Origin of the sequence: Nocardioides sp. L-11A, from assembly GCA_029961745.1 — a bacterium.
In the GTDB taxonomy this organism is placed as follows: Bacteria; Actinomycetota; Actinomycetes; order Propionibacteriales; family Nocardioidaceae; genus Nocardioides.
In genome coordinates, this window is sequence record CP124680.1 from 233,488 (window position 1) to 246,123 (window position 12,636).

Below are 12,636 nucleotides of genomic sequence, written 5' to 3' on the forward strand. Positions count from 1 at the left end.
GAAAGGCTGTGGGTGTGAAAGAAATCAGCAACGGCGGCGCTATCAGAGAGATATGCCGCACCGCCTTGTGGCGCTATATGGATCTGTGCGACGTTCCTTCTCGGGTTGATTTCTCGCCGGAATCGATCGCCTCGTTGTTCACTCCGGACGCCCAGTGGGTCGGCGGTGGTGCGGACAACGAGGCGAAGTTCGGCACCACCGTCGGGGCGGGCCGGATAGCGGCGATGCTGGCGACGCATCTGCCGCCGTCCGGCTCGTTCCGAAGCAACCGCCACCTGCTGGACGGCGGGGCCTTCGAAGCGGTGGAGACCCGCGCGGGGCGCACGCAGGTCGAGGTCCGGTGGCTCATGGTCCGCGCGTCCGTGCTCGTCGACGGCACCGCGGAGACGGTGGTCTCCGATCTCTGCACCCGGTTCGAGATGCAGGGGGACCGAGCGCTGATCCACCGGTACGAGCCGGTTCGGCGTGCGCGGCCGACGGGACCCGAGGTGGGGGACGCCCTCCACCGCCAGTCATGAGATTCGAGAGGAAACCACTGATGTCAGCCACCGCCTCGCCCGAGGGCCTGATCGCGGACGACGTCGATCAGCTGATCGCGGCGGACCGGATCAGCGCCCGTGTCTACACCGACGAGCAGATCTACCGAACCGAGCTGGAACGCATCTTCTACCGGGCGTGGATCTGTGTCGGCCACGAGAGCGAGGTGACGAAGCCCGGCGACTTCAAGCGCTTCCAGATCGGCGAGCGCCCAGTGATCGTCAACCGAGACCGCGACCACCGGATCAACGTGCTGCTCAACCGGTGCCGGCACCGCGCGGCGACCGTGTGCGAGCCGGCGCGCGGCGAGATGGCCAACGGCTTCACGTGCCCCTATCACAGCTGGTCCTACGCCTTGGACGGCCGCCTGCGCGGCATCCCGTACCCGGACGGCTACGACGAGCAGATCGACAAGAGCGCGTTCGGCCTGACCCGCCTCCGGGTGGAGACCTACGGCGGTCTCGTCTTCGCGACCTTCGATGAGAACGCTGAGCCGCTGACGGAATTCCTCGGCGCGGCCACCACCTGGATCGATCTGTTCAACGAGCAGGCCGCTGGCTACGAGCTGGTGGTCCAGGGGGAGCACCAGTTCAGCTACCGCGCCAACTGGAAGATCCAGCTGGAGAACGTCACGGACGGCTATCACTTCCCCCTGGTCCACCGGTCCTGGATGTCGTCGGTCGACGACGAGACGGCGGACATGCTCTCGTTCATGAAGGATCCCGCGTGCGTGACCCATGCCCTCGGGCGCGGTCACTCCGTGGGCATCATGGTGCCGGAGCACGTCGACCTCGGTGAGGACGACGGGACCGAGGTCTTGCAGGCGCGCTTCGCCGACGCGATCGCGGAGATGGCCGGCGACCTGGAGCCGGCCCGGCTCCGCCGCCTGGCACGCTCGTTGCACGGCGCCGGCTTCAACCTCAACATCTTCCCGAACCTCGCGTTGTCGATGGGCTTCATCAGGTTGCTGAACCCCCTCGCCGTCGACTCGACGTACAACGCCCACATGGTGCTCGGCTATCGCGACGCGCCGGCGCCGGCCAACCGTGAGCGGCTGCGGATCCACGAGCACTTCCAAGGACCGTTCGGCTTCGGTACGCCGGACGACGCAGAGGTGTGGGAGCGCGTCCAGCGAGGAGCATCCGGCGACAAGGTGCTGCCGGTGATGCTGCACCGCGGTCTCAACCGCGAGCGTGCCACGGAGTGGGGACCGACGTCGCATATCACGGACGAGACCGGCATGCGCGCCGCCTACGCGCGCTGGAAGGAGCTGATGACCCGTGACTGAGAACACCCTCTCCCGGCCGGTCGGGGTGGCCGCCCCGGCCCCCGGCGACCTCGGGCTGACCCCGGAGCTGGACCTCCTGGTGCGCCGCTCGGTGCAGCTCATCAACCTCGAGGCGACCTTCCTGGACCGCAAGCAGTACCACGCCTGGGACGAGCTCTGGGTCCCCGACGGCGGCCGGTACGTGCTGCCCATCGGTCGGGTCGTCGCGGACTTCGACGACCACCTCAACCTGGTGAACGACGACACGACGATGCGCCGTCGCCGGATCGAACGGATGTCGGGCGGGTTCGCCCACGCGGCCAACACCACAGGCCCGATCGCGCGCACGGTCAGCCGCTTCACTCTCGTCGACTGCGGGGCGGACGACGTCGTCATCGACTCCACGGAGGTCGTCGTCGCGCTCAAGCACGACGTGCAGCAGGTCTGGGCGGCCGAGATGAGGCACACCCTTCGGCAGACCGATGACGGCCTGCGGATCCGGGAGAAGGTGGTCTGGCTGCTCGACTCGGAGACCACGGTGCGCAACTGCGGATTCCTGCTGTGACCGCGCCGGTCACCGTGGTCACCTTCGAGCACAGGGCAGGCATCACCGTGGTCGACGCCGTGCCCGGCCAGAACCTGATGACCCTCGCCGTACGTGCCGGGGTGCCCGGCGTGCGCGCCGAGTGCGGTGGCTCGGCCGCCTGCGCCACCTGCCACATGTACGTCGACGAGGACTACCTGGCCTCGGTGGCCGAGCCCGACGCCACGGAGGACGAGATGCTCGACGAGGCATGGGAGCCGCGCCGGCCGAACAGTCGGTTGGGGTGCCAGGTGGAGGTCGTCGCGGACACGGCACAGATCGCCGTGGTGGTGGCGGAGGGCGCGGCGTGAGCGTCCTGATCGCCGGTGGCGGCGAGGCGGCGGTCCACTTCGTCGCCGAGCTGCGCAGGCTCGGGTACGGTGAGGCGATCACGATCGTGAGTGACGAGCCCGGACTGCCGTACCAGCGCCCCCCGCTGTCCAAGGGCGTTCTGCGTGGTGAGGTGGGGCCCGCCGACCTGATCGTGCGCGACGAGACGTTCTTCGCCGGCCTCGGCGTCGAGGTGGTGCACGACCGCGTGGTCGCGGCGATGCCGCCGCCGCGGGGTCCGGGATCCGGCGTCGCCGTGGGCTCCTCCGGCCGGCGCTACCGGCACTCCGTGCTCGCCCTGGCGCACGGCGGCTTCGCTCGGCGACTCGATCTCGACGCCTCCGGCCCGGAGCAGCACGTGGTACGTACGCTCGCTGACGCGCAACGTCTCGGGGACCGGCTGCGCGGCGCAGCGCGTCGTGTGGGAGTCGTCGGCGGAGGCTTCATCGGGCTCGAGGTGGCCGCGGTCGCTCGATCCCTCGGCCACGAGGTGACAGTCGTCGAGCAGGGCGAGAGCGTCATGTCGCGTGCCGTGTCCGTCGATGTGGCGGCGTCCGTCGCGGCGATCCACGGTGGACAGGGCATCGAGTTGGTGCTCGGGGCGGATGTCCGACACGTGCAGACCGCGCCCGGCGGCGGGACGGTGATCAGGATGCCGGACCGATCCGTGGTTGTCGACGAGCTGGTCGTCGGTATCGGCCTGGAGGTCGACGGCTCCCTGGCCGCACAGTGCGACCTGGAGTTCGACGGCGGCGTGGTGACCGACGAGCACGGCGCGACCGCACACCCCCGGATCGTCGCCTTCGGTGACTGCTCGGCCCAGCGCCCGGCAGGGAGCCGGGCGCGGCCGCGCCGCATCGAGTCCGTCGCCAATGCGACCGACCAGGCGATCGGGGCGGCTGCGGTGATCGTCGGCCGGCCGAGATCGGCGCGACCGGCCCCGTGGTTCTGGTCCGACCAGGGCCAGGTGAAGCTGCAGATGGTGGGCGGGCTCCAGCCGGCGGATCAGTGCCTGCTCCGGGGCGATCCGGCAAGCGGGGCTTTCGGCGTGCTCCATCTCCGTGGCGGGGTGCTCGTCGGCGGTGAGTTCCTGAATCGTGCAGGCGACGCCCTGGCCGCGCGTCGGCTCGTCGGTGCCGCGGCGCGGCTCGACCCCGTGCTCGCGGCTGATCCCGACCGGCGACTGCGCGATGCGGTGCACGGTGACGACCGGATGCTGAGCGGCGGTGGAGCACGATGAGCTACCGCACGACCGTGGTGTGTTACGAGGACACCCACGGCTACGGCTGGCGCCACGTCGACCTCTTCGTCCACGACGCTCAGGGGCGGGAGGTCAACTGGGTGTACTGGGAGCCGGATGACAACGGACCCGAGTCGGCGGATGACGCCATCCGTCGCACGGAGCCGCTGCTGCGTCGCACGACCCCGTGGGTGCGTGGCGTCGGGGCCGGCGGCGCCGTGTACTGGACCGCCGAGGCCGCCTGGGCTGATTCGGCAGTGGGCTGACCCTGCGGTTCATCCTCGGGGCGTGTCACCGCCCGGCTCGCCGTCGTCATAGAGCCGTGCGCAGGTCGCCTTGACCACCTCGGTCCGGAGGGTGGGACGGATGCCGGAGAGAGTGGCGAGCACGAGCCGGGCGGTGGGGATGTCGTCGGAGATGGGGAGCGCGACGAGCGGGCGGCCCTCATGGCTCTCCCGGGCCTTCCAGGGCTGGACCAGGATCGCGAATCCGAGGTTGCGGGCGACCAGCGCCCGGACGATGTCGAGGTTGCCGCTGCGGACCCCGATCCTCACCTCGACGCCCGCTGCTCGCACGACGTCCTCGCTGTCGTAGAACTGCGTCGAGTTCATCGGCGTGATGAGCTCCTCATCGGCCAGCTCGGCCAGTCGGATGTCGGGGCGCCGCGCAAGCCGGTGGTCGGCCGCGAGCAGGACGTAGGGCTTGAAGGCGCCGAGACTGGTCAGCTCCAGGCCGTTGATGTCCGGGGTCGAGTAGAACATCGCGACGTCGCAGGTTCCGTCGGTGAGCGCGGCGATGAGCCCGTCGGTCGGTGCTTCGAGCAGAGTCAGCTCGAGATTCGGATACTCGGCCCTCGTCGTGTCGATGAGATGTGGCACCACATAGGGCGACACGGTCGGCAGACATCCGAAGGTCACCCGACCGTTCACCTGGGTCCGATCGGCCAGGGCACTCTCCTGCAGGTGCTCGGCGGCCTCGAGCAGCTCCCGTGCCTGGGCGACCAGACGTGCGCCCGCATCGGTGAGGACGACGCCCTTGGCCTTGCGCCGCGTGAGCAGCTGGACCTTGAGGTGACGCTCGAGGTCGGTCACGGCGAGCGACACCGCGGTCTGCGATGTGTGGCACTTGCGCGCCGCAGCGCTGAAGCTGCCCAACGTCGCCGCCTCGACAAAGAACTCAAGCTGGCGCAGCGAGAAGTTCGGAGTCATCCCGTCATCGCCCGACCGCGGGTGTCGAACCTTGACTTCATCATGATCGCCCCGATCCTAGCCTTGTCGGGGGCAGCACCCGCAGCAGCGAGCCGCACGACGCGCGTTGTGCAGCCGGCCAACCGCCCCGACCCACGTTGTGCGTCGCGCCCGAGCGTGCGCACCGCGCGCGCTGCCACCGTGGAGACCTACCCGGCGACGACGACACCGTTGCCGTCGCCACGTTCGAGGAGGCATCCGATGGCCACGTACGCAACCCGTGGAGCAGACGGCACGTCCGTTCCCTGGCGCGACAAGAAGCGCTATCTGTGGATCCTCGGGCTCGTCGTACCACTGACGCCGATCGTGGGGATCGCGCTGTTCGAGGCGACCGACAGTGCGCTCTTCTTCTGGCTGACGCCGGTCGTGTTCTTCGGGCTGATCCCGCTCATCGACCTGATCGCCGGGTACGACGACACCAACCCGCCGGACGACGTGATCGAGGCGCTCGAGAACGACAGGTTCTACCGCTGGGTGACCTACCTCTACCTCCCGGTCCAGTACGGCGGCTTCGTGGCGTCGATCTGGTACCTCGCCACCACGGACATGTCCGTCCTGGCGAAGGTCGGGCTCGCGATCTCGGTCGGCGTCGTCGGCGGCGTCGCGATCAACACCGCCCACGAGCTGGGCCACAAGCGCGAGTCGATCGAGCGCTGGGCCTCGAAGATCGCGCTGGCGCAGACCTGCTACGGCCACTTCTACATCGAGCACAACCGCGGACACCACGTCCGGGTCGCGACGCCGGAGGACCCGGCCAGCGCGCGGATGGGCGAGAGTGTCTACCGGTTCTGGCCGCGCACCGTCGCGGGCTCGCTGAAGAGCTCGTGGGAGCTCGAGGCCAAGCGCTACCAGCGCAAGGGCACGCACCCCTTCCATCTCGGCAACGACGTGCTCAACGCCTGGCTGATGACCGCCGCTCTGTGGGGCGGGCTGATGCTCTGGTTGGGACTGGCGTACGACGTCAACCCGCTGAGCCTGCTGCCGTACCTCGTCCTGCAGGCGGTCGTCGGCTTCTCCCTCCTCGAGGTCGTCAACTACATGGAGCACTACGGCATGGTGCGCCAGAAGGTCGGAACGCCGGGCAAGATGCGCTACGAGCGGGTCACGCCTGCGCACTCGTGGAACTCCAACAACATCGCCACCAACGTGCTGCTCTACCACCTGCAGCGCCACAGCGACCATCACGCCAACCCGACCCGGCGCTACCAGACGCTGCGCGATTTCAAGGATGCGCCGGTGCTGCCGACCGGCTACACCGGCATGATCGTGGTCGCCCTGTTCCCGCCGGCCTTCCGCGCGCTGATGGACAAGCGCGTGATCGCCCACTACGACGGCGACCTGCGCCTGGCCAACCTGCACCCGGCCAAGCGCGAGAGGCTGCTGCGGAAGTACCCGGTCCCTGCCGAGCTCCTCGCCGCCGAAGCCGCCGACCTGCGCGAGGACGAGAGCGCGCGCGAGTTCGAGGGCGAGGTGCTCGCCGCCCGGTGCCCCGGCTGCCGGTACACCTACGAGGTCGCGGAGGGCAACGAGCTCGAGGGATTCGCCGCCGGTACGGCGTGGCGGGACATCCCCGACGACTGGTGCTGCCCCGACTGCGGGGTGCGCGAGAAGGTCGACTTCACGGCCGTCGAGCCGCGCCGCCACCACATCAGCCAGGTCGGTGCGTGATGCGCATCGTCGCGGACCTGAAGAGGTGCGAGGGCCTCGGGATGTGCGAGTCCATGGCCAACGACTACTTCGAGGTGGACGAGGACGAGGAACTGGTGACCGTCCTCCTCGACAGCCCGCCCGACGCCGACCGCGCCCACGTGTACGCCGCCGTCCAGGCCTGCCCCGTGCTCGCCCTGAGCCTCGAGGGCTGAGTCCCACCTTGCCCTCGCCCGATCGACCCGGCGCGTTCAAACGCGCCGGGTCGACGTGCTCAGGGCGTTCAGATGCGCCGGGTCGACGTGCTCAGGGCGTTCAGATGCGCCGGGTCGACGTGCTCAGGGCGTTCAGATGCGCCGGGTCGACGTGCTCAGCGGGCGCGGTGGAACAGGTGGTGGTGGCGCAGCGCGACGGCGAGCTGGGGACTGATCCGGGTGATCGGCTGGCCGAGCATCTCCTCGGCCTGGCCGAGGCGGTACCGGACGGTGTTGCGGTGCACCACCAGCGCGCGGGCGGCCTCCTCGGCGCTGCCGCCGCTGTCGAGGTACGCCGTCAGCGTCTCCCGGATCCGCTGGACGCCCTCCTCGTCGCCGGCGAGCGGCCCGAGCCGGCGGGTCATGAACCGGTCGACCTCGGGCGAGCAGCCGAGCAGCACGGGGAGCTCGACGTCGGAGTAGACGGCGAGCCAGTCGTCGGTGTCGGGGGAGGTGACGCGCAGGGTGCCCTGTGCCTCGCGGTGGGAGGCCACGAATCCGGCGATATGGGGGGTCGCGGAGCCGACGCCGACGACGACGCTCCCGTGGCGCAGGTCCGCGGCGGCCGCGGCGAGACCGGAGAGCTCGGGCTGGTCGCGGGTGCCGAGCCACATCCACAGCTGGCGTCCGCCGGGCTTGACGAGGAGGGGGGTGGCGGCGCCGATCCGCCGGGCCAGCTCGGCGGCGAGCGACTCGAGCGAACCGGCCTGCTCGGCGTCCCCGACGGACAGCACGACCGCGGTGTGGTGCACCGAGATCGGGTAGCCGCCGAGCGCCGCCGACGCCTCGCGGGGGTCCACCAGGTCGCCGGCGAGGATCGAGCGGACCGACTCGAACCGCTGCGCCGCGGCACCGGCCAGCACCCGCGAGCGGGCCGCCTCGTAGGCGGCGATCGACTCGGTGATCGACTGGTCGAGCCAGACCCCGGCCCGGTTCCAGAAGTACATGAGCAGGTCCGCCCGGTCGAAGTCCGCGGGCGGGAGCGCCTTGATCACCTCGCTGACGTAGGCCCACACCTCCTGCTGGGCGATCCGGTAGAACCGGATCAGCGACTCCAGCGGCAGTTGCCGGTCGGCGATGTCGACCGAGAGCAGCCGGGCCGCCTCGGGCAGGTGGAAGTGCTGCTCGGGCTGCGCGAAGTCGCCGAGGAAGGCCACCCAGTGCTCCCGGACGGTCCGCCGCAGCGTCGCGGGCAGGCCCTCGACCGCGTTGACCTCCGGCATCTCCCGCACGATCGCGTCGGCGACCCGGTCGACCCAGGCGTCGACCCGGTCGGGCTGCGCCTGCTCGGCGACGTACGCCAGCAGCCACGGCGCGAGGTCGGACGGCACGGACTCGCTGCTCACGGCCCCACCCTAGGACGACGCCGGCCGGCCACGGCTCGGTGACGAGGCGCACTCTGCAAAGACATGTTTGCAAAGACATCTTTGCAGATCTACGGTAGGAGGCATGAGCGACACGTCCCCGTCCGTCGTCACCCCGAGCCTCGCCGGCCTGCGCGCCCTGTCCCACCCGACCCGGTTGCGGATCCTCAGCCACCTGCGGATCGAGGGCCCGGCGACGGCCACCACGCTGGCGACCCGGTTCGGGCTCAACAGCGGCGCGACGTCGTACCACCTGCGCCAGCTCGCCGAGCACGGTTTCGTCGTCGAGGACGCCGGGCGCGGCAACGCCCGCGACCGCTGGTGGAAGGCGGCGCACCAGGAGACGCACAGCCGCGCGGCCCAGGCCGCGACCCCGGAGGAGCGGGATGTCGCGGACGCCTTCCTGCAGGCGTCGACCGTCATGTACGCCCAGAACCTGCAGGCCGCGATGGAGGAGCGGCCGCTGCTGCCCCGCGAGTGGCGAGCCGCGTCGACGGTGAGCGACTGGGTGCACACCATCCCGGCGTCGAAGGCCGCCGAGCTGACCGCGCGGATCAAGGAGCTGATCGCGTCCTGTGAGGACGAGCCGGGCGAGGACGCCGTCCCCTTCGCCTTCCAGATCCAGTCGTTCCCCGTCCCCGGGCACGTCGCGCCCGAGCGGAGGGAGTGACGTGCGGGCGGGCTCGGGCGCCCTCGCCGGCTACCTCGTCGCCGACGCGGTCTCGCTCGCCGGCACCCGGCTCTCCCAGATCGCCGTCCCCTGGCTGGTCCTCACCACCACCGGCTCGGCCACCCGCACCGGCCTGGTCGCCTTCGCGGGACTGCTGCCGCTCGTGGTGGCGCAGGCGCTCAGCGGCCCTTGGATCGACCGCGCCGGACCGCGCCGCGTCGCGATCGGCCTCGACCTCGCCTCCGGTGTCGCGGTGGCCGCGATCCCGATCGCGTACGCCGCCGGCTGGCTGCACTTCCCGGTGCTGGTGGCGCTCGTGGCGCTCACGGGCGTGCTGCGCGGCCCCTCGGAGGCGGCCCGCCACGCGATGGTGCCGGCCCTGGTGCGTCACGTCGCCCTGCCGACCGAGCGGGTGACCGGCCTGGTCGGCACGACCGACCGGCTCTCCGCGCTGGTCGGTGCCGCGGTCGGCGGCGGCCTGGTCGCCCTGCTCGGCCCGGCGACCGCGCTGCTGGTCGACGCCGGGTCGTTCCTGGCCTGTGCGCTGGTCCTGGCGGTGTCCACCCGCGGGGTCGGCGGCCCGGTGTCGGAGCGGACGGCGCCCGCCGAGCGGTCGTCGTACCTCGCCGAGCTCCGCGGCGGCTGGCTCGCCCTGCGGCACGACCCGGTGCTGCTCGGGATGATGGTGATGGTCGCGGTCACCAACCTGCTCGACCAGGGCTACTCCTCGGTGATGCTGCCGGTCTGGGCCGAGCGCGCGGGCGGCGGCCCGGCGGCGATCGGCCTGCTCGGCGCCTGTATGGGCGGGGCGGCGCTGCTCGGCTCGGTGCTGGCGACCTGGCGCGCCGAGCGGCTGCCGCGGTTCCGGACCTACGTCGTGGGCTATCTGCTCGCCGGTGCCCCGCGCTGGATCATCCTGGCCGTCGGCGCACCGCTGTGGCTGATCGCCCTCGTCCACGTGGTCGCCGGCTTCGGAGCCGGTTTCATCAACCCGGTCCTCGGTGCGGTGCAGTTCGAGCGGATCCCGGCGGACCTGATGGGCCGGGTCGGTGCGCTGTCGCTGGCGGCATCCTGGTCGCTGATGCCGTTGGGCGGCCTGCTCGCCGGCCTCGCCGTCACCGGGACCGGTCTGTCGGCGGGCTTGCTGCTCTTCGGTGCGGCCTACCTGCTCACCACGATGGCGCCGGTCCTGTCGCCGGCGTGGCGCACGATCGATCAGCGGCCTCAGCCGGCCGCGGCCGGTCCGGCGACCGCCTCGACCGCCGCGAGGTCGTAGCTCCCGGCGTCGGTGCCGAGACCCCGGGCGACCTGCGCCGCGGTGGCGCAGCCGAGAGCTGCCGCGCCGACCGGCGTCCGACCCAGCGCCAGCCCGCGCAGGTAGCCGGCGGAGAACGCGTCGCCGCATCCGGTGGTGTCCACGACCTCGACCGGGTACGCCGGCACCTCGGTCACGCTGCCCCCGGACACGACCAGGGCCCCCTTCGCGCCCTGGGTCACCGCGACGCAGCCGGCTCCGGCGGCGACCAGCGCCCGGGCCCCCTCGGCGAGCGTGGCGGCGCCCGTGAGGCCGAGGACCTGCTCGTCGTTGGGCAGCAGGTGGTCGGTGTGGGGGAGCGCGGCGGCGATCCAGGCCAGCAGGTCGGGGTCGCCCGGCGCCAGCAGGTCCATGGAGGTGGTGATCCCGGCGGCCCGGGCGCGGGCGAGCAGTTCGCCGGCCGCGTCGCCGCCGAGGAACTCCGGGCCGCCCAGGTGCAGGTGCGTGACGCCGTCGAGGACGCCGGTCGGCAGGTCGTCGAGGGTGAACGCGCCGTTGGCGCCGATGCAGTGCCAGGCCGGGCGGTCGCCGTTGGCGCGCACGGGCAGTACCGAGGCGGACGTCTGCGCGGCGTCCTTGCGCATCAGGCCGGCGACGTCGACGCCCTCGCGGGCCAGCAGGGCGAGGAGGGTGTCGCCGACGGGGTCGGTGCCGACCGCGCCGTAGGACCGGACCGTCGCACCGAGCCGGCTCAGGACGACGGCGGTGCCACCCGCGGTGCCGGCCGGCGACATCCGGATCGTCTCGACCAGCTGCCCGTCGGAGCCGGCCGGGATCGACGCGATGCCGAGGACGTGGGTGTCGAGGACGTGCACGCCGACGGCGGCGACGGTCATGGTCATTGGTCAGGCCTTTCGCGGGGTGCCGTAGCCGCGCTCCAGCGCGGCCCGGACGACATCGGCCTGCTGCTCCTCGGTGAGCGCGCGCGGCGTGCCGAGGGCGCTGGCCCGGTGGTGGAGCTGGCAGAGCCATTCGAGCAGCAGCGCGTTCTCGACGGCGGCGTCGAGGGTGCCGCCGAGCGTGACCGAGCCGTGGTTGGCGAGCAGCGCGGCGCTGCGCCCCTCCAGCGCGGTGCGCACGTGGGCGGCGAGCTCCGGCGTCCCGAAGGTCGCGTACGGCGCCACCCGGATCTCGCCGCCGAGCGCGAGCTGTTGGTAGTGGAGCACCGGCAGGCTGTCGAGCACGCACGCGAGGGCCGTGGCGAAGGGGGCGTGCGTGTGCACCACGGCCGTGGCGGGGGAGTCGGCGTAGACGCCGAGGTGGAGGGAGAGTTCGCTGGTCGGCTCCAGCGTGCCTGCGACGACCCGGCCCGTCGGCGTCACGACCGTCACGTCGTCGGCGGTGCAGGAGCCGAGCGCGATCCCGGTGGCGGTGATCGCGACCCGGTCGCCGGAGCGGGCGGAGACGTTGCCGGCGGTGCCGACGAGCAGACCGGCCGCGGCCAGGCGGCGCGCGGCCGCAGCCACCTCCTCGCGCGGATCGGCGGCCGGGGCGTCGCTCACCGGCCGCTCGTGACGCGCTCGAGATAGCCGGAGACCAGCGCGATCGCCTGGCTGATCAGGAACTCGTCGCCGCGCGGGTCGTGCTCGAAGGCCAGCTGGAAGGCACTGTCGCCCACCTCGACGGCGAGCTCGGCGATGGCGGTCATCTCGTCGTCGTCGTACCGGTCGGTGGCGAGCTGCCCGGCGCCGAGGCCGAAGGCGAGCAGGTTGGCCGCGATCCGGCGGTTGTGGTGGCGCCCGTAGTCGTAGATCGCGGGGTTGGCCCGGCCGCGCATCCAGATCTGCATGAACGCGGGACGGCGGTGATAGACGGTGACGAAGGCGCGCATCGCGGTCTCGACCATGCTCGCGATCGTCAGCTCGGCGGGGTTGTCGGGGTCGGCGAGGAGGGCGAGGTCGGTGGCGACGCGGTCGTCCATCTCGGCCATGTCGCGCTCGCAGAGGGCGAGGAGCACGGCCTCCTTGTCGGCGAAGTACTGGTAGAGGGAGGCGACGGGCAGCTCGGCGGCCTCGGCGATCGAGCGTGTCGTCAGGCCGTCGACGCCGTTGGACACGACGAGGCGCGCCGCAGCGTCGAGGATCCGCTCCACCCGTTCCCGCGACCGGGCCTGGGCGGGGAGCCGGCGGCGGCTGGACCGGCCGGTGACGTCCGGGACGCTGGCGGAGGACATGGCCGGAGT

15 protein-coding genes are annotated in these 12,636 nt (G+C 71.7%); 10 read left to right on the forward strand and 5 right to left on the reverse strand.

Annotation, left to right across the window (positions count from 1 at the left end):
- Positions 1-14: 14 nt before the first annotated feature.
- From QJ852_01090 to QJ852_01115, 6 genes are read left to right on the forward strand one after another with little or no spacing between them, the layout of a single operon-like run.
- Entirely contained in the window at positions 15-518 is a 504-nt protein-coding gene (locus QJ852_01090) for a nuclear transport factor 2 family protein (GenBank protein WGX97042.1), read from the forward strand.
- 20 nt (positions 519-538) lie between these two features.
- The gene (locus tag QJ852_01095; protein ID WGX97043.1) at positions 539-1,825 is read left to right on the forward strand and encodes an aromatic ring-hydroxylating dioxygenase subunit alpha; all 1,287 of its coding nucleotides are present in this window, start codon (positions 539-541) and stop codon (positions 1,823-1,825) included.
- The gene (locus QJ852_01100; protein ID WGX97044.1) at positions 1,818-2,369 is read left to right on the forward strand and encodes an aromatic-ring-hydroxylating dioxygenase subunit beta; all 552 of its coding nucleotides are present in this window, start codon (positions 1,818-1,820) and stop codon (positions 2,367-2,369) included. Before QJ852_01095 ends, QJ852_01100 begins: the two co-directional genes overlap by 8 nt.
- Positions 2,366-2,698, forward strand: coding sequence for a 2Fe-2S iron-sulfur cluster-binding protein (locus QJ852_01105; protein ID WGX97045.1), 333 nt, complete (start codon positions 2,366-2,368; stop codon positions 2,696-2,698). Before QJ852_01100 ends, QJ852_01105 begins: the two co-directional genes overlap by 4 nt.
- Positions 2,695-3,957, forward strand: coding sequence for an FAD-dependent oxidoreductase (locus QJ852_01110; GenBank protein WGX97046.1), 1,263 nt, complete (start codon positions 2,695-2,697; stop codon positions 3,955-3,957). Before QJ852_01105 ends, QJ852_01110 begins: the two co-directional genes overlap by 4 nt.
- The gene (locus tag QJ852_01115) at positions 3,954-4,223 is read left to right on the forward strand and encodes a hypothetical protein (GenBank protein WGX97047.1); all 270 of its coding nucleotides are present in this window, start codon (positions 3,954-3,956) and stop codon (positions 4,221-4,223) included. The genes QJ852_01110 and QJ852_01115 overlap by 4 nt, the downstream gene beginning before the upstream one ends.
- A 9-nt stretch (positions 4,224-4,232) precedes the next feature.
- On the opposite strand, the gene QJ852_01120 is transcribed toward QJ852_01115, so the two are convergent.
- Positions 4,233-5,165 (reverse strand): LysR family transcriptional regulator, encoded by a 933-nt coding sequence (locus QJ852_01120; GenBank protein WGX97048.1) that lies wholly within the window; start codon positions 5,163-5,165, stop codon positions 4,233-4,235.
- Positions 5,166-5,405: 240 nt separating this feature from the next.
- On the opposite strand from QJ852_01120, the gene QJ852_01125 reads away from it, so the two are divergent.
- Both QJ852_01125 and QJ852_01130 read left to right on the forward strand, forming a co-directional pair.
- Positions 5,406-6,872 carry a fatty acid desaturase gene (locus QJ852_01125; protein WGX97049.1) on the forward strand — a complete coding sequence of 489 codons (1,467 nt, stop codon included), beginning with the start codon at positions 5,406-5,408 and terminating at the stop codon, positions 6,870-6,872.
- Positions 6,872-7,066: a ferredoxin gene (locus QJ852_01130; GenBank protein WGX97050.1), complete on the forward strand. Its 195-nt coding sequence runs from the start codon at positions 6,872-6,874 to the stop codon at positions 7,064-7,066. The genes QJ852_01125 and QJ852_01130 overlap by 1 nt, the downstream gene beginning before the upstream one ends.
- Positions 7,067-7,221: 155 nt before the next feature.
- On the opposite strand, the gene QJ852_01135 is transcribed toward QJ852_01130, so the two are convergent.
- The gene (locus QJ852_01135; protein WGX97051.1) at positions 7,222-8,451 is read right to left on the reverse strand and encodes a helix-turn-helix domain-containing protein; all 1,230 of its coding nucleotides are present in this window, start codon (positions 8,449-8,451) and stop codon (positions 7,222-7,224) included.
- A gap of 103 nt (positions 8,452-8,554) precedes the next feature.
- Here QJ852_01135 and QJ852_01140 point away from each other — a divergent pair, with 103 nt between their 5' ends.
- Together QJ852_01140 and QJ852_01145 are read left to right on the forward strand one after the other, a co-directional pair.
- A complete protein-coding gene (locus tag QJ852_01140) occupies positions 8,555-9,139 on the forward strand; it encodes a helix-turn-helix domain-containing protein (protein WGX97052.1) in 585 nt (194 codons plus the stop codon).
- A 1-nt stretch (position 9,140) separates the two neighbouring features.
- A complete protein-coding gene (locus tag QJ852_01145; GenBank protein WGX97053.1) occupies positions 9,141-10,415 on the forward strand; it encodes an MFS transporter in 1,275 nt (424 codons plus the stop codon).
- Here the strand turns inward: QJ852_01145 and QJ852_01150 are convergent.
- The 3 genes from QJ852_01150 to QJ852_01160 are packed head-to-tail and all read right to left on the reverse strand — an operon-like array spanning position 10,364 to position 12,627.
- The gene (locus QJ852_01150; protein ID WGX97054.1) at positions 10,364-11,296 is read right to left on the reverse strand and encodes a PfkB family carbohydrate kinase; all 933 of its coding nucleotides are present in this window, start codon (positions 11,294-11,296) and stop codon (positions 10,364-10,366) included. The two genes, QJ852_01145 and QJ852_01150, sit on opposite strands and share 52 nt — an antisense overlap.
- Before the next feature lie 3 nt (positions 11,297-11,299).
- Positions 11,300-11,956 carry a class II aldolase/adducin family protein gene (locus QJ852_01155; protein ID WGX97055.1) on the reverse strand — a complete coding sequence of 219 codons (657 nt, stop codon included), beginning with the start codon at positions 11,954-11,956 and terminating at the stop codon, positions 11,300-11,302.
- Entirely contained in the window at positions 11,953-12,627 is a 675-nt protein-coding gene (locus tag QJ852_01160; GenBank protein WGX97056.1) for a TetR/AcrR family transcriptional regulator, read from the reverse strand. Before QJ852_01160 ends, QJ852_01155 begins: the two co-directional genes overlap by 4 nt.
- Positions 12,628-12,636: the final 9 nt, after the last annotated feature.

Excerpts from the sequence above, each read along its gene's own strand:
- QJ852_01160 (WGX97056.1), bottom strand. The coding sequence starts at position 12,627 with ATGTCCTCCGCCAGCGTCCCGGACGTCACCGGCCGGTCCAGCCGCCGC.
- QJ852_01140 (WGX97052.1), top strand. The coding sequence starts at position 8,555 with ATGAGCGACACGTCCCCGTCCGTCGTCACCCCGAGCCTCGCCGGCCTG.
- QJ852_01125 (WGX97049.1), top strand. The coding sequence starts at position 5,406 with ATGGCCACGTACGCAACCCGTGGAGCAGACGGCACGTCCGTTCCCTGG.
- QJ852_01115 (WGX97047.1), top strand. The coding sequence starts at position 3,954 with ATGAGCTACCGCACGACCGTGGTGTGTTACGAGGACACCCACGGCTAC.
- QJ852_01120 (WGX97048.1), bottom strand. The coding sequence starts at position 5,165 with ATGACTCCGAACTTCTCGCTGCGCCAGCTTGAGTTCTTTGTCGAGGCG.
- QJ852_01095 (WGX97043.1), top strand. The coding sequence starts at position 539 with ATGTCAGCCACCGCCTCGCCCGAGGGCCTGATCGCGGACGACGTCGAT.
- QJ852_01150 (WGX97054.1), bottom strand. The coding sequence starts at position 11,296 with ATGACCATGACCGTCGCCGCCGTCGGCGTGCACGTCCTCGACACCCAC.
- QJ852_01130 (WGX97050.1), top strand. The coding sequence starts at position 6,872 with ATGCGCATCGTCGCGGACCTGAAGAGGTGCGAGGGCCTCGGGATGTGC.